The sequence below is a fragment of the Gracilimonas halophila genome (genome assembly GCF_042684365.1).
Taxonomy (GTDB): Bacteria; Bacteroidota; Rhodothermia; order Balneolales; family Balneolaceae; genus Gracilimonas; species Gracilimonas halophila.
Window position 1 is genome coordinate 598,803 of record NZ_JBHULI010000024.1, and the last position, 20,485, is coordinate 619,287.

General features: G+C 42.3%; 19 protein-coding genes. 9 read left to right on the forward strand and 10 right to left on the reverse strand.

Annotation, left to right across the window (positions count from 1 at the left end; all coding sequences use genetic code 11):
• Positions 1 to 25 precede the first annotated feature (25 nt).
• Genes ACFSVN_RS09095 through ACFSVN_RS09110 form a run of 4 tightly spaced genes read right to left on the reverse strand, consistent with a single transcriptional unit; the run spans position 26 to position 3,064 of the window.
• Positions 26 to 835: a DUF4097 family beta strand repeat-containing protein gene (locus ACFSVN_RS09095; protein ID WP_390301317.1), complete on the reverse strand. Its 810-nt coding sequence runs from the start codon at positions 833 to 835 to the stop codon at positions 26 to 28.
• 9 nt (positions 836 to 844) lie between these two features.
• The gene (locus tag ACFSVN_RS09100; protein ID WP_390301320.1) at positions 845 to 1,738 is read right to left on the reverse strand and encodes a DUF4097 family beta strand repeat-containing protein; all 894 of its coding nucleotides are present in this window, start codon (positions 1,736 to 1,738) and stop codon (positions 845 to 847) included.
• A gap of 8 nt (positions 1,739 to 1,746) precedes the next feature.
• Complete coding sequence (locus tag ACFSVN_RS09105) at positions 1,747 to 2,535, reverse strand: hypothetical protein (RefSeq protein ID WP_390301323.1); 789 nt, start codon at positions 2,533 to 2,535, stop codon at positions 1,747 to 1,749.
• On the reverse strand, positions 2,528 to 3,064 hold the full coding sequence (locus ACFSVN_RS09110) for an RNA polymerase sigma factor (RefSeq protein ID WP_390301326.1): 537 nt from the start codon (positions 3,062 to 3,064) through the stop codon (positions 2,528 to 2,530). Before ACFSVN_RS09110 ends, ACFSVN_RS09105 begins: the two co-directional genes overlap by 8 nt.
• A 209-nt stretch (positions 3,065 to 3,273) precedes the next feature.
• Here ACFSVN_RS09110 and ACFSVN_RS09115 point away from each other — a divergent pair, with 209 nt between their 5' ends.
• Both ACFSVN_RS09115 and ACFSVN_RS09120 read left to right on the forward strand, forming a co-directional pair.
• The gene (locus ACFSVN_RS09115; protein WP_390301329.1) at positions 3,274 to 5,454 is read left to right on the forward strand and encodes a Tex family protein; all 2,181 of its coding nucleotides are present in this window, start codon (positions 3,274 to 3,276) and stop codon (positions 5,452 to 5,454) included.
• 65 nt (positions 5,455 to 5,519) lie between these two features.
• Positions 5,520 to 6,698, forward strand: a complete 1,179-nt coding sequence (locus ACFSVN_RS09120; RefSeq protein WP_390301332.1) for an aspartate aminotransferase family protein — start codon at positions 5,520 to 5,522, stop codon at positions 6,696 to 6,698.
• Positions 6,699 to 6,785: 87 nt separating this feature from the next.
• On the opposite strand, the gene ACFSVN_RS09125 is transcribed toward ACFSVN_RS09120, so the two are convergent.
• Positions 6,786 to 7,964: an anhydro-N-acetylmuramic acid kinase gene (locus ACFSVN_RS09125; RefSeq protein ID WP_390301335.1), complete on the reverse strand. Its 1,179-nt coding sequence runs from the start codon at positions 7,962 to 7,964 to the stop codon at positions 6,786 to 6,788.
• A 38-nt stretch (positions 7,965 to 8,002) separates the two neighbouring features.
• On the opposite strand from ACFSVN_RS09125, the gene ACFSVN_RS09130 reads away from it, so the two are divergent.
• Positions 8,003 to 8,248: a hypothetical protein gene (locus ACFSVN_RS09130; RefSeq protein WP_390301338.1), complete on the forward strand. Its 246-nt coding sequence runs from the start codon at positions 8,003 to 8,005 to the stop codon at positions 8,246 to 8,248.
• 87 nt (positions 8,249 to 8,335) lie between these two features.
• Positions 8,336 to 10,042 (forward strand): threonine synthase, encoded by a 1,707-nt coding sequence (gene thrC, locus ACFSVN_RS09135; RefSeq protein ID WP_390301341.1) that lies wholly within the window; start codon positions 8,336 to 8,338, stop codon positions 10,040 to 10,042.
• Between the two features lie 133 nt (positions 10,043 to 10,175).
• Here the strand turns inward: thrC and kbl are convergent, their stop codons facing one another.
• Positions 10,176 to 11,366 carry a glycine C-acetyltransferase gene (gene kbl / locus ACFSVN_RS09140; protein ID WP_390302333.1) on the reverse strand — a complete coding sequence of 397 codons (1,191 nt, stop codon included), beginning with the start codon at positions 11,364 to 11,366 and terminating at the stop codon, positions 10,176 to 10,178.
• Positions 11,367 to 11,504: 138 nt separating this feature from the next.
• Between kbl and tdh the strand changes: the two genes are divergently transcribed.
• Positions 11,505 to 12,527 (forward strand): L-threonine 3-dehydrogenase, encoded by a 1,023-nt coding sequence (gene tdh, locus ACFSVN_RS09145; RefSeq protein WP_390301344.1) that lies wholly within the window; start codon positions 11,505 to 11,507, stop codon positions 12,525 to 12,527.
• Positions 12,528 to 12,614: 87 nt separating this feature from the next.
• Here the strand turns inward: tdh and ACFSVN_RS09150 are convergent, their stop codons facing one another.
• Genes ACFSVN_RS09150 through lysC form a run of 4 tightly spaced genes read right to left on the reverse strand, consistent with a single transcriptional unit; the run spans position 12,615 to position 16,304 of the window.
• Complete coding sequence (locus tag ACFSVN_RS09150; RefSeq protein ID WP_390301347.1) at positions 12,615 to 13,361, reverse strand: 2,3,4,5-tetrahydropyridine-2,6-dicarboxylate N-succinyltransferase; 747 nt, start codon at positions 13,359 to 13,361, stop codon at positions 12,615 to 12,617.
• A 37-nt stretch (positions 13,362 to 13,398) separates the two neighbouring features.
• A complete protein-coding gene (gene dapA, locus ACFSVN_RS09155; protein WP_390301350.1) occupies positions 13,399 to 14,286 on the reverse strand; it encodes a 4-hydroxy-tetrahydrodipicolinate synthase in 888 nt (295 codons plus the stop codon).
• Positions 14,286 to 14,963, reverse strand: coding sequence for a dihydrodipicolinate reductase C-terminal domain-containing protein (locus ACFSVN_RS09160; RefSeq protein WP_390301353.1), 678 nt, complete (start codon positions 14,961 to 14,963; stop codon positions 14,286 to 14,288). Before ACFSVN_RS09160 ends, dapA begins: the two co-directional genes overlap by 1 nt.
• A 12-nt stretch (positions 14,964 to 14,975) precedes the next feature.
• Complete coding sequence (gene lysC / locus ACFSVN_RS09165; RefSeq protein ID WP_390301356.1) at positions 14,976 to 16,304, reverse strand: lysine-sensitive aspartokinase 3; 1,329 nt, start codon at positions 16,302 to 16,304, stop codon at positions 14,976 to 14,978.
• A 226-nt stretch (positions 16,305 to 16,530) separates the two neighbouring features.
• On the opposite strand from lysC, the gene ACFSVN_RS09170 reads away from it, so the two are divergent.
• From ACFSVN_RS09170 to ACFSVN_RS09185, 4 genes are all read left to right on the forward strand, one after another.
• Positions 16,531 to 17,778, forward strand: coding sequence for a DUF819 family protein (locus tag ACFSVN_RS09170; protein WP_390301359.1), 1,248 nt, complete (start codon positions 16,531 to 16,533; stop codon positions 17,776 to 17,778).
• A 137-nt stretch (positions 17,779 to 17,915) separates the two neighbouring features.
• Positions 17,916 to 19,085 (forward strand): serine hydrolase, encoded by a 1,170-nt coding sequence (locus tag ACFSVN_RS09175; protein WP_390301362.1) that lies wholly within the window; start codon positions 17,916 to 17,918, stop codon positions 19,083 to 19,085.
• On the forward strand, positions 19,078 to 19,563 hold the full coding sequence (locus tag ACFSVN_RS09180) for a hypothetical protein (protein WP_390301365.1): 486 nt from the start codon (positions 19,078 to 19,080) through the stop codon (positions 19,561 to 19,563). The genes ACFSVN_RS09175 and ACFSVN_RS09180 overlap by 8 nt, the downstream gene beginning before the upstream one ends.
• On the forward strand, positions 19,560 to 20,273 hold the full coding sequence (locus ACFSVN_RS09185; RefSeq protein ID WP_390301368.1) for an SAM-dependent methyltransferase: 714 nt from the start codon (positions 19,560 to 19,562) through the stop codon (positions 20,271 to 20,273). Before ACFSVN_RS09180 ends, ACFSVN_RS09185 begins: the two co-directional genes overlap by 4 nt.
• Positions 20,274 to 20,485 lie beyond the last annotated feature (212 nt).

A 20,485-nucleotide genomic window follows, 5' to 3' on the forward strand; every position in this document is an offset into this window, starting at 1 on the left:
GCAAAAGAAAAAGTTACCCGATATATTATTTTTTACGAATTGAAATATCTCCATGCAGAGTTTTAAAGAGAAACTCGGGACCACCACCGTTTACCTGACCAATTATCCACCTGTTCACGGCTACTTTAAATGTTCCGTCTTCTGAACCTGACTGTGTTCTTCCACCGTCCCGGTTAATCTCCATATCGAAATTTGTGTAGACATCACCCCATTCTGTCTTCATTTTAGCTGTAAATTTGGCATTTGCTGGAAATGACACTTCGATATCTCCATTTACTCCTGTAAATGACATCGGTGAATTTTGAGGGACACGATTAAAGTCAATGTCCATATCTCCATTAACACTGTTAGCCAATACAGTTCCAGAAATATCAGACATTTCGATATCTCCATTTACAGCACTGATCTCCATTTCTCCATCAAGTCCTGATATAATTACATCCCCCTGAACGGTATTCAGTTTCAGGGAAAAATTACGAGGCACATAGATCAACATTTCAAGGTCACCATTTGGCATAGGACCGGAAGTAATACGAACTTCATTATTCTCTTCAGTAACCTCCAGACCAAGTCCACCTCCTGAAATTCGGCGCATCCCATTTTTCATGGCATTTTCATCATCCTCTCTTACGTTGTCGCCATCATAATTCACAATGACGTTTTGCTGATCGTGCATCCTTACCTCAATTTCATCTGAGAACATTGCACTGATGATCAATTTACCGGGTTCTCCGGGCTTTGATAACGGTACTTCGATATTATTCTGTGCAAACGCAGGGATGGTTAAAGCGCTGATCAAGATTCCTAATAGCAAATGGTGTGTTCGTTTTTTCATGGTATTATTTTAAGATTTTCTTTGTTTGATGTAAGCGTTTCCATTTAATAACTGTAAACGCATTTCGGGGCCGCCTTCGCCAAATTGTATAGGAGAAGATCGTTCGATCTTCCATCGGTGATTCCCATCCGAATTATTTTTCACTCGATTTTGCAGATACTCGATCTGTTCGAAGTCGGTATATAGGTCACCGTGCAAACTCTTAAAGGTTACAACAGCTGATAAATTTTCCGGTGCTATTACTTCAATGTTCCCATTCACCGTATGAAACACGGCTTTACCGGATGGTGCTTCATCATATTCCACCCGAATATTTCCATTAACCGTTTCAGCAGTTACGGCTCCTTCTACCCTATTCAAATATACGCTGCCATTAATATTAGAGGCTTTAACTCCGTTCTTAAAATCCTCGACTATAACCTCGCCTCCATTAATGGTTGAAATATCCGCCATTAGATAGTGCGGTATCTTCACTTGTAAATTGAACTCAAACTCCAGCGTATTCTTATTCCATTTTCGCTTTTTATAATTACGGGTTGAGGTGTAATGCAATTCATCTCCTCTTAACTCAACTTTAACACCCGGGTGCTGTACAAATATAAATATAGTACTTGGGCCATCCAGACGATCCAGATAGATCTCATCAGGATCGAAGTTATCTATTGTTGCCGGTTTACCCGTTACGATCTTGGTCCCGGTAATTAGGATCTCATCTCCTTCGTAACCAACTGCATTCAGATCCCCGTTTATATTTTTAAGATGAAAAACAGTTTGGGCATTGAATTCAGAAGCGGGAATACGGATTTTAACATCCTCAGTCTTTCGCTGTGATACCACTGGGATTTGTGCTGTAATTTCCTGTACAAATAAGTACATCATTATCAATAGTACGATCTTTTTCATAGCTAACCTTACATTAATACAGCAATGCTGCTTTGTAATTTTTGTTGAACCGAATAATCCAGTTCTCTTTCCTGTAAGAGACGTTCAAATTCTGCCGCTCCGTTTCTGAGTTCCAGCTCTACCATGGCATCTGCCAATTCAATGATCACGATCGGAGATTCTTGTATGGCTATGGCCTGAACCAATCCTTCCCGAACCCGTTCATTTTCTCCCCAGCGTTTAAGAGCTTCTATGGACTGAACACGAACATTTACGCTTGGATCATTATTAAGGGTGAATAGTAAGGCGTGAATGGCTTCTGTATCTGCACTTGGCAGTTCTGTACTGATGTTAACTGCTTTCAATCGATCTGCAGCAGATGAACCCTCCAGCATGCTCACCATCATCAGTTCCTTCATCGTCTGCATTTCCTGGCTTAGCTGCTCAATATCAGTACGGTCATTATTGATCTGTGAACCTATAAAACCACCCATCATCAAAAAAAGAACAGCATATGCCAATCGCGGCACGGTAAATTCTGATCGCAAGCTTTGGAAAAACTCTTTCATGAATTCAACGGAGCTTTTTCCCTTTGCTTGTTTGGCTTCGTCCAGCATAGTGTAGAACCTCTCATGCCCTTTCGGGGTCGGCTTTGGAACTGGAATGGAACCAAGATCTTCATACATGGTCTCAATCACTCTAAGCTCCATAAAATCGATCTCACCGTTGGCAATAAGTTCTTCAACTTTTGACTTGCCCTCGACATCTAACTCGCCGGACAAATACTCCGCGATCAATTCTTCATATTTTTCATTCATAGCTGCATTCCTCACTTAGCATTGTTACCAGGTCTTTCAACTCTTTCATTGCCCTAAACATTTTTACTTTTATCGCGCCTTCCGTTGTATGAAGGATATCGGCGATCTCCTTATATTTTAACCCTTCGTAGCGACTCAAAATGATGACCTCTCTTTTATCTTCATCTAAACGATCGAGTGCAATTTCAAGCAAATTCTTCTTCTGCTCTTTCTGATCAATGATAACCGATTCATTTTCTTCTGCTTCCAGTCTGTCTTCATCTATCTCAACCGGAATCTCACTTCGCTTTTCTTTCCTGTAATGATCAATATGTGCATTTCTGGCAATACTGAACATCCAGGTGGTGAATTTTCCGTTACCGGTATAAGTTTCACGATATTTCAGGATCCGCTCAAAAACAGATTGAACCAGATCTTCACTCAGATCACAGTCTTTACACATCCGGTAAAAGAAACTAAACAACGGGCGGTTATAGCGTTCAAAAAGAAGTCCCAACTTATCGAGATCTCCTTTTTTAACCTTCATCATTAAAGCCTTATCCGATGTTGAATTCACCTATATATCCCGGGTTTTGTGTTTTCACCCTTATACACTGATGAATAAGTAAAAGGTTACAGAGTTTTTTGAATTCGTTTTGTTGTTTACCTGACAACATTCAAAATTTCCTCATTTAATATTCAACATTTCCATCTACCCTTCTTATTTTCAGTTTCCAAATTTTGAAACTAATTTCATCAATGAGCGATACCAAGATATTTAACTTTTTAGCATCTCAATTTAATTTTAGTGGCAAACAGATAAGTACCGTAGCCAAGTTTCTGGACGAAGGAGCAACGGTACCCTTCCTGGCCCGATACCGGCAAGAAGCAACCGACGGTCTGGATGAAGAACAGATCCGTGCTATCCGCGACGGACTCGAAACCCAGCGTGCTCTGGAAGCCCGCAAGGAAACCATACTGAAGTCCATCAAGGAGCAAGAGAAGCTTACTCCTGAACTGGAAGAACAGATCAAGGCCTGCACCGACCTGAAAACGCTGGAAGATATTTACCTCCCCTACAAGCAAAAGCGCAAAACACGGGGCGACAAAGCTAAGGAGAAAGGTCTTGAACCGCTCGCAAAATTGATATGGGAGCAGGAAACCACTTCAGGTGATCCGTTGGAATACGCCAAAGAATACATCAACCCGGAAAAAGAAGTAGAATCCGTGGAGGATGCATTTGACGGCGCAACCGACATCGTAGCAGAATGGATCAATGAAAATCTTGAAGTTCGGGAGATGCTTCGGAAGGTATTTACTGAACACTCCAATATCGTAACCAAGAAAAATCCAACCGTAAAAGAGCGTACTAATTTTGAGGATTATTATGAGTTTTCTGCGAAAGTCAGCAAGCTCAAGCCCTATCAAATTCTGGCTATTAATAGAGGTGAAAGGGAGAATATTCTATTTGTCAATGTAGATCTCTGGGAAGAGCGTACCCTTGAAAATATAGATGATATCGTGATCTCAAACGATCTGAGCATTTTTACCGAATACTTACAAGATGCTGTAGAGGATGCTTATAAACGTCTCCTTTTCCCTTCACTGGAACGTGAGCTTCGCAGTGAACTCACTGATAAAGCCGATGCTCATGCCATCGAGACCTTTGCCACCAATCTGGGTAATCTTCTTATGCAGCCCCCATTGGACAAAAAAGTGGTTATGGGTATTGATCCTGCATTCCGAAGTGGCTGTAAAGTGGCTGTCGTGGATCAACACGGTAAGTATCTGGAAGGAACGACAACCTATCCAACTCCTCCACAAAAGAAAGTAGCGGAAGCAGAAGCTGTTTTTGGTCAATTCATTGACAAATACGGTGTGAAGCTGATCGCAATAGGTAATGGGACGGCAAGTAGGGAGACCGAACAAATTGTGGCTGAATTTCTTCAAAAAAGAAAAGAAAACCATCCTGATGAAGAACTCCATTATTTGATTGTGAACGAAGCAGGTGCTTCTGTGTATTCCGCTTCAACCATAGCTCGCGAGGAATTTCCTGAACTGGATGCTGCACAGCGTGGCAACATTTCCATCGCTCGTCGCGTGCAAGATCCACTTGCTGAATTAGTGAAGATCGACTCTAAGTCGATTGGTGTTGGATTATATCAGCATGATGTGAACCAAAACCAACTATCCGGTAAGCTGGATGATGTGGTGGAAAGCTGCGTAAATGAAGTTGGAGTAAACTTGAATACCGCCAGTGCTCCCCTGCTTGCTCATATCTCCGGATTAAGCAAAAAAGTTGCTCAAAACATTGTGAAGCAACGAGAAGAGAAAGGTATTTTTATGGACCGCGAACAAATTCGTGATATCGATGGCGTGGGTGATTTCCGTTTTCAGCAGGCTGCCGGATTCATGCGCATCCCCGAATCCAAAAATCCACTGGATAACACGGCCATTCACCCCGAAAGCTATGAAGCAGCTGAAAAGCTTTGTAATCTGTTTGGTATCAACCTCGACAACCTATCTCAGGAAAAAGACAAGATCGCCGGTAAGTTCAAAAATGTGAATTTGAAAAAGACCGCAGAGCAGATCGGTGTGGGTGTTCCGACCTTAGAATTGATTATCGAGAACCTGCAGAAGCCGGGCCGTGATCCCCGTGAATCACTAACAAAACCACTTTTGCGTACCGATGTGATGAAAATGGAAGACCTTAAAGAAGGTCAACAGCTGGAAGGAACCGTTCGGAACGTGGTTGATTTCGGTGCTTTTGTGGATATTGGCGTGAAGCAGGATGGATTACTTCATATTTCCAACATGGCAGAAAACCGAAAGATCGAAGATCCGCATGATGTTGTTAGTGTGGGTGATATCATTAGTATTGAAATTATTACCTTGGATCTGGAAAGGGGAAGAATTGGGTTGAAACTCGTTAATGGTTAATCGTTATTCGTAAAACGCATAAATACTAATAACCATTAACGAAAAACTAATAACGAATCTATAAAATGGATAAAGCACAGCAACTCGAAAAAAAATATCACTTTCAGGTGTACAACCGTCTTCCGGTTACACTTTCCCACGGAAAAGGGGCTGTAGTTTGGGATACCGAAGGCAATGAATACCTGGATGCTTTTGGCGGACTGGCTGTCAATAACCTGGGACACTTTCATCCCAAGATCGTGGCCGCTATCAAGGAGCAATCTGAGAAACTGCTACATGCATCCAACTTCTTTTATAATGAGCCACAGAGTTTGCTCGCTGAAAAACTGGCTAAGTTATCCGGATTAGATCGTGTATTCTTTTGTAACAGCGGTGTGGAAGCAATGGAAGCCTGTGTGAAGCTTGCACGTAAGTGGGGTAAAAAGCACGGGAAGTCCGGGAACCTAATTACGTTAAGTGAAGGATTTCACGGTCGGTCGGTAACTACTATTACTATGGGGATGCCTAGTTATGCCGAAGGATTCGACCCTCTCCCAACTGGATTTGAACAAGTTCCTTTCAACGATTTTGAAGCCCTGAAAGCAGCCGCAAATGAAGACACCATCGCCATTGCTTTTGAGACCATTCAAGGTTCAGGTGGGGTAAATGTGATCGATGCGGAATTCATGAAAAAAACCCGTCAGCTTTGTGATAATCTAAACATTCTACTGATCATAGATGAAGTGCAGTGCGGGGTTGGCCGCTCCGGAAAATTTTATGCCTATCAGCATTTTGACGTAATGCCTGATATTGTAGCTTCTGCCAAAGCACTGGCCGGGGGGATTCCCGTCGGTGCTGTTATGGCGAAGGAGGAAGTGGCCTCGGCTTTAGGTTTTGGAGATCATGGAACCACTTTTGGCGGAAACCCTTTTACTATGCATGTAGCAAATGCTGCACTGGATGTAATTGAAGAAGAAGATATCGTTCAACAAGCCGCCGAAAAAGGACTATTTATGATGGAACTTCTGGAAGAAAAGCTAAAGGATTATCCTGATGTCAAAGATATCAGAGGTAAAGGATTGATGATCGGTGTGGAGTTAAATCGCCCTGCCCGGCCCGTTATAGACAAAATGTTTGAATACAATGTACTTGGCAATGCTGCTCACGGTACGGTAGTTCGCTTCTTACCCCCGTTGGTAATCACCGAGAAACAGATCGAAAAGATCGTGGATGTGCTGGTTATGGCCCTGGAGCAAACATCCTAAATAGACTCTGGTTTTTGGGATTTACGGGATATAATGTGATTAAAGGTGCATCCCATTTTTAATTTTGAATCCTACATTTTGAATTCCCTAGCCCGGCAAGCTGATCTTCCCTAAATGCACCTTTTCTTTAGTAATCCCTGGAATTGAAAATCCCTCCCCGGCTACCAATTCATTGGCGAAAAAAGCCATCATAGCTGCTTCTTTCGCATCCGAAGGAATACCAAGTTCGTCAAAAGGTTTAAAATCGGCTTGAGGTATTCTTCTTCGCAGATCATCCATCAGAGTTCTATTGTGGACTCCGCCACCACTGACATAGCATTCAAATTCCTGATCCCCTGCAACTTCATCCACTGACCTGCAAATGCTTTGTGAAGTTATGGCTGTCAAAGTAGCTACCAGATCTTCAGGAGATAGCTCAATTTGATGTCCTTCCATTAATTCTTCAACATATGTCAGCCTGAAATCTTCTTGTCCTGTAGTTTTTGGGAAGGGTTTACGGAAGTAAGGCTCAAGCAAAACATATCGAACCAGTTCAGAGTGAACAGTCCCTTTGGATGCCGTATTTCCATCCTCATCATAAGACTGCTCAAAATACTTCTGCATTGCTTCGTTAACGAGTGTATTAGCCGGACCGGTATCTGCTGAGATAACCTGATCTCCACTTTCAACCGACGGCAGCCAGGTGAAGTTTGCAATTCCCCCCAGGTTCAACAGCATCCGGTTTTGGGACTCCGCCCGAAACATGACCTCATCAAATATTCCGGCCAGCGGAGCACCTTCTCCTCCAACTGCGGTATGCTTTTGACGAAAATCTGATATGGTAATAATCCCCGTTCTTTGGGCAATATGATCCGCATCTGTCATTTGAAAAGTCGCGTTCAGCTTTCCTTCAGTTTCCGCGGGAGCATGATAAACAGTCTGCCCATGGCTTGCGATCAAATCAACATCTTCAATCTCAAATCCCCACTCATCCAATGCATCCATTATCCAGGCTCCGTACAAATCACCTAATTCAGTATGAAGATAAGTAAGTACCCGCATGTCAACCTTTTCCTTTGATTGAATAGCTTCAAGCCTGCTTCTCAATACCGAATCGTACCCAATGGTGATAAAATGAAGTACTTCGATGGTAGAAATCTTCCCTGTTCCTTTTACTTTCGAGAGCACAATATCTAATCCATCCAGCGATGTTCCGGACATCAGACCTAAAATAATTCGTTCCGGTTTTTCAGAAATTTCCCGGAGTTTTGCTATGTTTTTATTCATAGTTTCAAGCTTAACATTTAAGTAAGAACCTACACAAAATGAGTGAACCTACCGAAGACGAAATTAAGGCGTTTATCGAAGATGTGGAATTTTTGGTTAACACATTGAAAGAATCTTTTGAATCAAATGATGCCCAGTTCTTTATCGATGAGCAAAATGAGATCTTTTATGTAAAACTGGAAGGTCTGAATGACTACAGCGAAGATGAGATCGAAGAAATTGCGGCTCCCATATTATCAGAATTAGATCTGGATTTTGAAGAGATCATTATTCTTCCATTGTAATCAGACGAGCTAAAAAAGCGCTTTTTTCTTAATTTTTTGATACCTTCAGATTATTATAATCTGAGTGAATACCAATCCTATTTCCTAATGAAAGCAACCAATTCCGGATATACTTTGAGCTGCATTATGTGCGGCAAGGTTAATGATGAGAGAAAAACGAGTACTTACTGTACTGAGTGTGGAGGTGTTCTTGATATAGAATACAACGAAGCCCGAAAAGAAATTCAATATCCACTTGAAGAAATCAAACCGGACCCGCTTAAAAATCATTTTACCTCACTGAAAAAACTCAAAAGGCTTTCAGAGAAATATGGCGCAGAATTATATGGAAAGCTAGAATTTGAAAATCCAACCGGGTGCTTTAAAGACCGTGGAAGTTATATTGAAGTACAAAAGGCTCTCGAATTAGGTACTGACGCTATTTGCCTTGCTTCAACAGGAAATATGGCAGCTTCTGTAGCAGCCTATGCCTGCTATTTTAAGATCCCTTGCTTTGTTTTTGTGCCGGAAAAAGCACCCGAGGTCAAACTGGCACAGGCTACCATCTTTGATGCTACCATCATCAAGATCAAAGGTGATTTCATGGAGTGTGAAAAGCTCTGCCGTGAGTTTGCAAAATCAGGGAATTATTATCTCGCCGGAGATTATGTATTTCGCCAGGAAGGACAGAAATCGTTCTGCTACGAACTTTATGACCAAGGTATGACAGACTTCGATTATATCTTTGTTCCTATTGGTGCCGGGACTAATTTTGCTGCTATTTACAAAGGGTATAAAGAGTTAAAGGCAGCCGGACAAATTGACAAGATCCCTCATTTTGTTGCGGTTCAACCTGAACAACATTCTCCGGTAGTTGAGGGTATCTTCAAAAAAGATAAGATGGTCAAGGAACATGTAAATACTATGGCCGATGCCGTGGCGGTTGGAGATCCGCTTGATTTCTACAAAGTATTGCGAGGAATTGAAGAAACGGATGGATTAGCTTTTACCGCTACCGAAAATGAATTACTGGATTCCATGAAAGAGATGACAATGGAAGAAGGCCATTTCACTGAACCTGCATGTGCCATCCCTTTGGCCACTTTTAAGAACAACCTGGATACCTTTAAAGGAAAAAAATGTCTGTTTGTACTCACCGGTACCGGTTTAAAGAGTGCCCATATTGTTGCCAAGTATTCGCTCTCCTCTCCTGTGCTACCAGCTAACCTGGAAAGAATACAGCAATACATTGAGTCCGGATTTATTGATATGCAAAAAGAAAGCTGGGGACAAACCCGCAACACCGGCTTCGAAAACGTAAACATGGATGAAGGGCATATGAAGCTCTACAATGAATACGTGAATAATATCAATCGTAAAGGAAAGACTTTAAAAGAAGAAGAAATCAGGGTGTTACGCTCTCTGGTTTACAATGAAGATGCAGATCTGGATTATCCCGTTGAAGTATTAGATTATAAACTGACCATGCGCAAGCATGGCCTGGTAAGTGCAGCCGTCAAATTACGCATCAATGGTGGCGAAGAGGTTATCTCCCTGGATCAGGGAGTGGGACCAATGGATGCTATCTTAACGGCAATTAAAGCCGAAACCGATTCATTCCTGCCATTGGAGGTCATTGATCACGAAGTCGAGATCCTGAGTCCGGATACAGATTCTCTGGTGATCGTTACTGTAACTCTGGAAAAAGAAGGACATACCTTTACTTCCAAAGGAGCCTCTCCTGATACCCTGGAAGCTCTGATACAGGCATTTTTGAAGGGTCTGGCAGTAGCCAATAAAGCGCTGACGGTTTAATCATTCAAAATGATGAGTTCTTACTCACCATGACAATTGAAGTGCAGTAAGACTGTATGCCACTAAATTAATTTGGCCTTATCCCCACTTTTTTGTGGGGATGCGGACAGCCCTGCTTTTACCATCATCTCAATTAGTCAATCACCTTTAGTTCCTTGCCAATCTTTGTAAATGCAGCTACAGCTTTATCAATATGCTCCTTCTGATGTGCCGCAGATAACTGGACACGAATACGGGCTTGTTCCTTTGGTACCACAGGATAGCTGAAGCCAATGACATATATTCCTTCATCCAGTAAACGAGCAGCAAACTCTTTGGATAATTTGGCATCATACAACATCACCGCTACGATAGCCGATTCAGTCGGCTTGATATCAAATCCTGCTTTTTTAATTTCGGAATTGAAATATTCAATGTTTGACTGCAATTTATCTTGCAGTTCGTTGGTCTCGGTCATCATTTCAAACATCTTCAAACCGGCAGCAGCAATGAGCGGAGGTATGGAATTGGAAAACAGGTAAGGGCGGCTTCTCTGGCGCAACATTTCAATGATCTCTTTCTTACCGGTGGTAAATCCACCAATGGCTCCTCCAAAAGCTTTTCCGAGCGTTCCTGTTATCATTTCCACATCCCCCATGATATCAAACAGTTCGGTTACCCCCTTTCCGGTTTTTCCGACTACACCGGCTGAATGGCATTCATCCACCATTACCATTGCATCATATTTATTGGCAAGATCCACGATCTTATCCATAGGAGCCACATTACCATCCATTGAAAATACTCCATCGGTCACAATAATACGGAAACGCTGATCCTGGGCTTTCTTCAATTGTTCTTCCAGATCAGCCATATCCGCAGATTTATAGCGGTATCGCGCAGCTTTGCATAACCTTACACCATCAATGATAGAAGCATGGTTCAATTCATCTGATATAATTGCATCTTCGGCTGTAAGCAGTGGCTCAAATGCTCCCCCATTGGCATCGAAACAAGCTGCATATAGAATGGTATCCTCTGTTCCAAAAAATTGAGCAATTTTCTGCTCCAGGGCTTTATGGACATCCGTAGTACCACATATAAAACGAACTGACGACATCCCATATCCGTGAGAGTCGAGAGACTCTTTCGCCGATTCTACCAATTTGTCATCATTTGAAAGTCCCAGATAATTATTTGCGCAGAAATTGATCACCTTCTGTCCGGTATCGAGCGTTACTTCCGCGTCCTGAGGAGATACAATAATTCGCTCATCTTTATATAAACCATCGTTTGTAATTTCTGAAAGCTCGTTGATCAAATGTTTTTTGAACCGGGTATACATGGGGTCTTTATCTTTGGTTAGAATTTTTAAGGATTTGAAGATGAACAGTTCATAAACTAAATGCAAGATATGTTGCTTTTATAATCCTCAAGAAATACTTTTGCAGGGCGCAATTGGATCAATTTGAAAGCATATAAAATGAAAGCACTAGTTAAGAAAAAGGCTGAAAAAGGAATATGGATGGAAGACATTCCTATACCTGAAATTGGGCCTAATGAAGTACTTATCAAGATCTCTAAAACAGCAATTTGTGGAACCGATTTACATATATACCTTTGGGACGATTGGGCACAAAACACCATTCCTCCCGGACTTACGATTGGCCATGAATACGTTGGACATATCGCAAAAGTGGGAAGTGAGGTTACCGAGTTCAAAGAGGGAGAGCGTGTAACCTGTGAAGGACACATAGCCTGCGGTCATTGCCGAAATTGCCGTAGAGGACGCCAGCATATCTGTGAGAAAACGCTGGGAGTTGGTGTAAACATCAATGGAGCCTTTGCTGAATATCTTAAGATCCCTTCCTCCAATGTTCTAAAGATCAATGAAAAAATACCTGATGAAATTGTTTCCATCATGGATCCTTTGGGTAACGCAACCCATACCACACTTTCCTTCCCGGTAATAGGTGAAGATGTGTTGATCACCGGCTCCGGACTGATTGGCAGCATGTGTATAGCCATTGCGAAATTTGCCGGGGCTAGAAATGTAATCGCCACCGAAACAAGTGAGTATCGCGTGGAGCTAGCCAAAAAATTTGAGCCCACCAGGATCATAAATCCGATGAAGGAAAACCTGGAGGATGTAATGAATGATCTTGACATGCGTGGATTTGATATAGGGCTGGAATGCTCAGGAGTACCTGTGGCATTCAATCAAATGGTCTCGCAGATGTATAACTCCGGAAAAATTGCCTTGCTTGGAATACTACCCACTAAAACAGAGGTAGACTGGAATAAAATTATTTTCCGGGGATTGACTATAAAAGGCATCTATGGCCGGGAGATGTATGAGACCTGGTACAAAATGGAGCAAATGCTGATCTCCGGACTGGATGTCTCTCCGATCATAACACATCGTTTCCATATCGATGATTTCCAAAAAGCTTTCGACATTATGGAAGCTAAAAATTGTGGAAAGGTAATTTTAAGCTGGGACTAATAAATACCTGGCAAAATTTATCATAAAAAAAGCTACCAGATTTGATCCGGTAGCTTTTTTAAATCATCTATTTTGAGGTTCGTCTGCTTATCTGAGTGCATTCTCCAACTCTAGTGAAGCATTACTCCCTTCGTCTCTGTACTTCACAATAATAGGACATGCCATACTCAATCCTTTTTCTTTAGCCCAATCGTTATTTACCGGCCGGGTTCCGGGAATTACTACAGCATTTTCAGGAATATCTGCGCCCCGATCCAGCATTTTCTCATTTACGATGTCATATACAGGGACAGCTTTAGAAAGTGTTACACCCGGAGCGATAACTGCTCCTTTCTTCACAAGGATTCCCTCAACGATGACTGCACCGGCACCTATAAAGCAATCATCTTCAATGATCACAGGATTCATACCAACCGGCTCCAGAACTCCTCCGATCTGAACACCTGCTGACAAGTGTACATTTTTTCCGATCTGTGCACATGATCCAACCAATGCGTGACTATCTACCATAGACCCTTCGTCCACATAAGCTCCTACATTTATATAAGCCGGAGGCATTATGATCACACCTTCAGAGACATAAGCTCCTCTTCGAACGGAGGAACCACCGGGTACCAATCGCACACCATCTTCAGGAGCAAAGAATCGTGGAGGCAAGTTATGTTTATCTACAAATCCCTCGTAAATACCTTCATAGGATGTGTTTTCACCATCCTTGAAGGAAGCAAGGATCGCTTCTTTCACTTCTACATTCGCTTCCCATCCTTTTTCTGTCTTATTTGCGGCTCTTAGGGTTCCTTCTTCTAACTGATCTAAAACTTCTTCGTAATTCATTCTTTAACTTTGGTTGTATATTTAATTTAATTCGTCTTTACTGCTGATCTTCCAGCCAACTGCTGATCTCTTTATCCATTTTGAGGAGTTCCTGCTCTACTTCATCAGAAATATCTCCAAGTGAAAGCGGCAACCGAACGGTATCATTAGCGATCCACTCTTTTCGGTTTAACAATACTTTGGCTGGAACCGGATTCGGGGCCTTGAATAACGCGTCCGTAGCATTTTTCCAAAGGGGAAACAGGTTATCCGTATTCCCTTCAATACACATTTCAGTATATTTATGTGTCGCTTTTGGCCATACATTTGAAGCCACGGAAACCAATCCGACTGCACCCTCTTTAGCAAAAGCCGGGGTAAGCCCATCATCACCACTGTAAAAGTTAACATTGGGAGCTTGCCTCCGAAATTCTTTAAACTCTTCAACGCTTACGCTTGCTTCCTTTACTCCCATCAGGTGATCGAATTCCTTGCTTAATCGTGCGGGTATACTTGGATGCATTTTTACGCCGGTCCTTGAAGGTACGTTGTACAACATACATGGAAGTTCTGTCTCTCCCATCAATTCGCTAAACCATTCAAATTGACCTTCAGCACCGGGTTTGGCATACAATGGAGTTACCAATAGCAAAGCATCAGGTTTAATTTCATTGCAAAAGTGGATAAAATCGGCCTGAGCCGGGAGGTCAAACCCTCCGATACCAACTATCATTGGCACCACAAGATCCAGTCCGCTGGTAAACTCAACAACTTCCCGTTTTTCTTCTTCATTTAAATTTAGTCCCTCACCGGTACTTCCCAAAACCAAGACCCCATTTCCGGCCTCCTCCTGTTTTCTCAAAAGTTGTTCAAAACCATCATAATCAACGCTCCCGTCAGTATTCATCGGGGTTACCATTGCTGTCCAAAGTGGAAATTTTTCCATTATTCTTTTTCCTCCATTACTTGATCAAATAACTGACCAAAGGTACAAATTCCTGCTTCTATCTTCGAATTATTGATGAGTTGCTCCGCAGCCCAGATCGCACCTTCGGCAAACAGCGCCCGGTCTAAGGCTTTATGTTTCAGGGTGATCTCTTCCGTTCCCGTTCTCATGGTCAATTCATGAATTCCTTTTACATCACCTTCCCGGGCTGAGGTGACTTCGGCTTCTTTATTCAGCCATTCTTTCCATGAGAGTGCTGTTCCGCTGGGGGCATCTTTTTTGTGAACGTGATGAACTTCATGAATATGAAACTTTGGATCATCTAAAATTGATGATCCTGCTGAGATAGCTTCAATGCTTTTTCTGATGATGTTCATCCCCAAACTAAAGTTTGAGGCCAACACCCATTTTGCATTTTTGGCTTTCACTCGATCTTCGAGATCCTGCGGCCAATCATATCCAGTAGTTCCCCATGCAGCCGGAGTTCCCGATTCAATAACCTCATCAAGTATATCGGGTACAGCATCACCGTGTACAAATATGATGACGGCATCTGCTTGTTGTAATTTCTCAACGGTAGGTGGGTTGCTTCCGTCGAATGCTTCGGCGAGATCATCTCCCAAAAGCTCCACCACTTTACCACCTGTCTTTCCCGTTCCTATTACTGAAATTTTCATAGTCTCCTTATTCTATTCTGTAATAAATTTCTTGTGTAGCATTCGCACTACTTCTTCAGCCTGATCATGATCTATCAGAAAACACAGGTTATTCGGACTTGCTCCGTGACAGATCAAACGCACATTGTAGTTCTCGAGTGCAGTAAAAAGTGGTCCACCCAACCCTGATGTTTTCTGCATGTTATTACCGATCAGTGCAACCAATGCTAGTTCTTCTTCCACTACTACTTCCGCAAACCGTCTTAATTCCTCGAGCACTTTATCAGTAAGTTCCACTTTATTGGCAGCATTTACGGCAGTATCCAAAGTAAGCGCTACACTTACTTCACTGGTACTTACCAGGTCAACCGAGATCTTGTTCTCTGCCAATACCTTAAATAAATGAGCCAAAAAACCATGTTGATGAAGCATCTCAAGGCTATTTACAGTGAGAAGCGTTTGGTCTTTGCGTAATGAAATAGCTCTGATCGCAGGCTTTTTCTCAGCTTCTTTTACTATAAATGTGCCTGCCTTTTCAGGGTCACTGCTTGATGCCACCCGAACATTAACTCCGCCTCGTATCGCAGGCTTTAACGTTGCAGGATGCAGAACCTTTCCTCCAAAAACAGAAAGCTCGGCAGCTTCATCAAAAGAGATCTCATGGATGGGAAAGGCATCCGGTACAATTCTTGGGTCGGTGGTATAAACTCCGGCAACATCTGTCCAGATCTCAAGGGTATCGGCGCCAACAGCTTCCGCAAATAATGAGGCTGAGAAATCACTCCCGCCACGACCTAAGGTGGTTGTGTTTCCAAAGATATCCGAACCAATGAATCCCTGAGTCAGATACGTTTTACCCGACTGAATATGTTTTCTGGCTTTTTTTTGTATTGATTTCCATATCGGCTCGGCGTTTCCGAAGGTAGAATCTGTTTTCATTACCTCCCGGGCATCCAGCCATTCGGCATCTACTCCGTTCTCTTTCAGTACCTCCACAAATATTTTAGTGGACATCAATTCTCCAAATGAATACAGGCGGTCTTTCCATCGTTTATCACGCCCTACAAAATCCAGATGCTCACGTAATTCAGAAAACTGAGTATAAAAACCATCTTTAAGTTTTTCCTTGTTTTTACATTGTTCAATGATCTCAAGGTGCCTTTTTTCAATATTTGCAAGTAATTCTTCCCTCATGGTAGAGTCAAGGGTTGCCGCAGAAAGAGCTACGAGATCATTTGTAGTTCCCGACGTAGCGCTAATTACGATAAGCCGGCGGTTTTCATCGGCCGCTACAATGTTGGCACTGCGCTGCATGGCTTCCAATGTGCCCACACTGGTGCCTCCAAATTTTGATACGATCATGTACTGCTACAGATTAATTTGTTAAGTCAAATGAATGAGCCCAAAAATAAAGACTAATCGACCCAATACCTTATTTAAATACTTTATCAGATGATTTTTCACATCCTTTATGATTTACAGTTTGAATCTATAAACCTTAACAGACCCTATCAAAAAAATCGACACTGCCTCATTCCTCAGAATTTTGTATTCTCACTCGACCTGAAATTTGAAATCATTTTACTTCATGGACTCAGCACTGATCACAAGCGATGCGGTAACCTTTGGACTTTTGATGGCCATTTTGGCGGGGATCTTTATTACTTCACACAGTGATAATGCCAAATGGCAGAAGTTCTATAAGTTTGTACCTTCTCTGCTGTTGTGCTATTTCCTTCCTTCTTTATTGACCACTTTCGGTGTTGTATCGGAGGCAGATTCAAATTTGTATTACATCGCATCCAGATATTTACTCCCTGCGAGTTTGGTATTGTTAACCTTAAGTATTGATCTGAAGGGTATACTGAACCTAGGGCCAAAAGCTGTGATCATGTTCCTGGCCGGAACGTTTAGCATTATGTTGGGAGGCCCCATTGCCATTTTGATCGTTGGAACTATCAGTCCCGAGATCATTGGAGCAACAGGACCTGATGAAGTTTGGAGAGGCCTTGCTACCGTAGCGGGAAGCTGGATCGGTGGAGGAGCGAATCAAACTGCCATGCTTGAGATCTATGAACCGAGTACTGACCTGTTTGGAGCGATGGTTACGGTAGATATCATTGTCGCGAATATCTGGATGGCCTTTTTACTTTATGGAGCCGGCATATCTGATAAAGTAGATACCTGGTTCAAGGCCGATGCCTCTGCTATCACTGAGTTAAAAAATAAGATCGCTGATTATCAGTCCAATATAGCTCGTGTTCCTACTCTTGTTGATTTTTCGAAGATCGCGGCCGTTGCTTTTGTACTTACTGCTTTAGGCCACCTTGCCGGTGATTCTATCGCTCCCTGGATCGATGCCAATGCCCCTGCTTTGGCAGACCTCAGTCTGAATTCCAGTTTCTTCTGGATCATTGTGGTAGCTACTACAGGTGGACTAATACTTTCATTCACCAAAGTCCGTGATTTAGAAGGAGCCGGAGCCTCCAAGATCGGGAGCTTGTTTCTCTACATTTTGGTCATGACTATAGGGATGAAAATGAACATTGCATCAATGCTGGACGCTCCCGGGTATTTTGTGATCGGAGCCGTATGGATCCTAATTCACGTTACCATTTTACTGCTGGTTGGGAAATTCATTAAAGCCCCGTTCTTCTTTGTAGCAGTTGGAAGTCAGGCTAATGTTGGGGGTGCGGCTTCTGCTCCCATTGTAGCCTCTGCATTCCATCCTGCCCTGGCTCCTGTTGGTGTACTCCTTGCGGTATTGGGATATGCACTTGGGACTTATGGCGCATGGCTAAGTGCAGAAATGATGAGAATCGTATCCGGTTTTTAATAAATCAATTTGATGGTTATTATTAAGCATTGATCACTGACATTAATAGTTAATAACCATCAACAAACACAGGATAAGCTCTATTCTTATTCGTATCTTTGATTGATAACTTTCAATCCTGATAAAATTCACATTTCTTGAAGAGAGCACTTAAGTTTTTACTCATCTTTTTGGTCGTTGCGGCGGCTGTTTTTGCGATGGTCATAGGCCTAAACTATTCCGGATTCAAAACCCTTTTCGAAAACCAAGAAGGAATGGCTGAGGGTAGTCAGTTTATAGAAAGCACCTACTCACTTAAAGGGCTTGCCGGCTTTGTAGGTAAACATCCTGAGTGGGTTTCCATCACTTCCTATAATGTGAATGATCCTGATTCCGGGATCTATTATCAGGAGAAAGTACCCAGGGCTTTGGGCGCTACATCAAACCTGTTTCTGCTTATGGAATATGAACGTCAGGTTGCAGAAGGGCTTTTAGATCCTTCGGAAACTATTACCCTTGAAGAGATCAAAGTATTTGCCTTGCCGGAGATCAGTCAGAATAATCATCAAAAACTCGTGGATGAATTTGAAGAACGAACCGCTACCCTTGATGATGTAGTGAAAGCCATGCTTCAAAACAGTGACCTTGTTGCAGCAGATTACCTTTGGTTTAAATTAGGAGAAGAAAACATCCGGGCGTTAGTGGATACCCTGGGTTTACCCGGATCAGCATTACCCCTCCCTTTCAGTGGCATGTATATGCGTATCAACCCGAGCCTGAATGATACTTCAGTACTAAAAGAAATGGATTTCGATACTTTTGCAGAGGAAGCGATTTCTGAAGCGACCAAGATTAAAGATGACCCTGCCTTCAACCATAAGGTAAAAGAACAATTTGAAGAAGGTCGAATATCTCTAACTTTTATGCAGGAACGCGATGCCCTTTCCTATTTCCCCAAAGCCTCTACCCGACAGTTGACTGACCTTATGGCTGCTTTGTTGAGAGATGAGGTTTTGACGGATCAGATATCACATCAAATAAAGCAGAAGCTAAGATGGCCGATGGGATCTGAGCCGATCGCACGAAGTTTTGAAGATTACGGTGCCATCTACGACAATAGAATGGGACTGCTGGGCGGAATTGATTTTGGGACTTCAATCTATGATGGTCACACTTCTGTTCAGGCCGTCTTTTTTGATCAACTCCCGGTGGGTTTCTGGGTTCACATGTCAGCAAACCATATGCAGGAAGACTATCAGCAGCGACTGATATGGGATCCTGCCTTGTATGAAACTACCCTCAACGAAATTGCTCAAAACAATGAATAATTACCGGCTTCTGCATTTTTATTGGATCGTACCTGCTTACCTGCTTTTTTTGGTATTTCAGCAGGGTATGGTTTATAAGGGATCGATCGATACCTATGAAAATGGAACAACATATTTAGCTGAAGTTACCGATTTCGATATCAAACAGATCGCTGCTCAGAGTAACGGTTATGTTGATATTCGGTTTGAAGTTGATGGAGAGCTCATTGAACGAAAACTATCACTGTCTGTACAAATGGCACAAGAGCTTATGGAAAGTTCAAATATTCCGATACGATACCAGCCCGGTGCTTTTCAGGAAATTGTTTTGTACCCCACTTTTGAGATCCAGAAAAGTACTTCCCTTGTAAATATGAGTGTTGCCTTTCTAGGTTTGGTGGTTACGGTGATAACTGGTTTTTTTGTAAACCGCTACATACGAAGAAAAGTAACAGATGAGAACGATGAAAAATTTGACATAGAACGGGTTGATGAATGAATAACGGAACGCTATACCTTATACCCACCACTCTTGGGAAGACAGGAGAAAATAATTCCATTCCTGAATACACGCTTAATATACTGAGAAAACTGGATGTGATGATGGTTGAAAACCTCAAAAGTGCCACCTCACTTCTTCAATGGGTTGGTGATACAGTTCCGGAGTATGAGATCGATTTCTATCATTTGAACAAAAATACCCCTGAACAGGAGATCCATTCCTTTTTAAAGCCCCTTTTAGATGGGCGTGATGCCGGAATCCTTTCTGAAGCCGGTGCACCGGGAGTTGCAGACCCGGGTGCAAAAATGGTAAAACTGGCCCATCAATATCAGATCAATGTGGTTCCGCTGGTTGGTCCATCCTCTATTCTTTTGGCTTTGATGGCATCCGGCTTTAACGGGCAGGAGTTCGCTTTCCATGGATACCTGCCTATGGATCAAAACAAGCGAAGATCCATGATCACTCAGCTGGAAGGCGAATCCCGACGCCATGGAAAAACTCAGATCTTTATGGAAGCTCCCTACAGGAATAATGAAATGTTAAAGGACATCCTCTCTACTTGTTCTGAAGCTACCCGCCTCTGTACTGCTACTGATATTACTCTTCCTACAGAGCGGATCATCTCTAAGTACATATCAGAATGGAAATCGTCGAAACTCCCTGACCTCCATAAACGCCCAACCATCTTTATTCTTTATGGGCAGTGATTAAATTCACTCACTTGTGGTATTGAACGGCCGTGCAACCATATTTTTACATATTATTACATTTTTTAAAAGGAATTATAATTTGCTTAAAAATCTGTTAAACAATCACTTAACAACAAGTTTATTGTAAGTTTACTTTGCTATTCATTTTTTGCAGTTATGCCTTCGATTAATTAGCCTACCTTGGAAATCGAAATCTTTTATTGTGTCAA

Coding starts and splice junctions, on each gene's coding strand:
- ACFSVN_RS09095 (WP_390301317.1), bottom strand. CDS start 835: ATGAAAAAACGAACACACCATTTGCTATTAGGAATCTTGATCAGCGCT.
- ACFSVN_RS09100 (WP_390301320.1), bottom strand. CDS start 1,738: ATGAAAAAGATCGTACTATTGATAATGATGTACTTATTTGTACAGGAA.
- ACFSVN_RS09105 (WP_390301323.1), bottom strand. CDS start 2,535: ATGAATGAAAAATATGAAGAATTGATCGCGGAGTATTTGTCCGGCGAG.
- ACFSVN_RS09110 (WP_390301326.1), bottom strand. CDS start 3,064: ATGATGAAGGTTAAAAAAGGAGATCTCGATAAGTTGGGACTTCTTTTT.
- ACFSVN_RS09115 (WP_390301329.1), top strand. CDS start 3,274: ATGAGCGATACCAAGATATTTAACTTTTTAGCATCTCAATTTAATTTT.
- ACFSVN_RS09120 (WP_390301332.1), top strand. CDS start 5,520: ATGGATAAAGCACAGCAACTCGAAAAAAAATATCACTTTCAGGTGTAC.
- ACFSVN_RS09125 (WP_390301335.1), bottom strand. CDS start 7,964: ATGAATAAAAACATAGCAAAACTCCGGGAAATTTCTGAAAAACCGGAA.
- ACFSVN_RS09130 (WP_390301338.1), top strand. CDS start 8,003: ATGAGTGAACCTACCGAAGACGAAATTAAGGCGTTTATCGAAGATGTG.
- thrC (WP_390301341.1), top strand. CDS start 8,336: ATGAAAGCAACCAATTCCGGATATACTTTGAGCTGCATTATGTGCGGC.
- kbl (WP_390302333.1), bottom strand. CDS start 11,366: ATGTATACCCGGTTCAAAAAACATTTGATCAACGAGCTTTCAGAAATT.
- tdh (WP_390301344.1), top strand. CDS start 11,505: ATGAAAGCACTAGTTAAGAAAAAGGCTGAAAAAGGAATATGGATGGAA.
- ACFSVN_RS09150 (WP_390301347.1), bottom strand. CDS start 13,361: ATGAATTACGAAGAAGTTTTAGATCAGTTAGAAGAAGGAACCCTAAGA.
- dapA (WP_390301350.1), bottom strand. CDS start 14,286: ATGGAAAAATTTCCACTTTGGACAGCAATGGTAACCCCGATGAATACT.
- ACFSVN_RS09160 (WP_390301353.1), bottom strand. CDS start 14,963: ATGAAAATTTCAGTAATAGGAACGGGAAAGACAGGTGGTAAAGTGGTG.
- lysC (WP_390301356.1), bottom strand. CDS start 16,304: ATGATCGTATCAAAATTTGGAGGCACCAGTGTGGGCACATTGGAAGCC.
- ACFSVN_RS09170 (WP_390301359.1), top strand. CDS start 16,531: ATGGACTCAGCACTGATCACAAGCGATGCGGTAACCTTTGGACTTTTG.
- ACFSVN_RS09180 (WP_390301365.1), top strand. CDS start 19,078: ATGAATAATTACCGGCTTCTGCATTTTTATTGGATCGTACCTGCTTAC.
- ACFSVN_RS09185 (WP_390301368.1), top strand. CDS start 19,560: ATGAATAACGGAACGCTATACCTTATACCCACCACTCTTGGGAAGACA.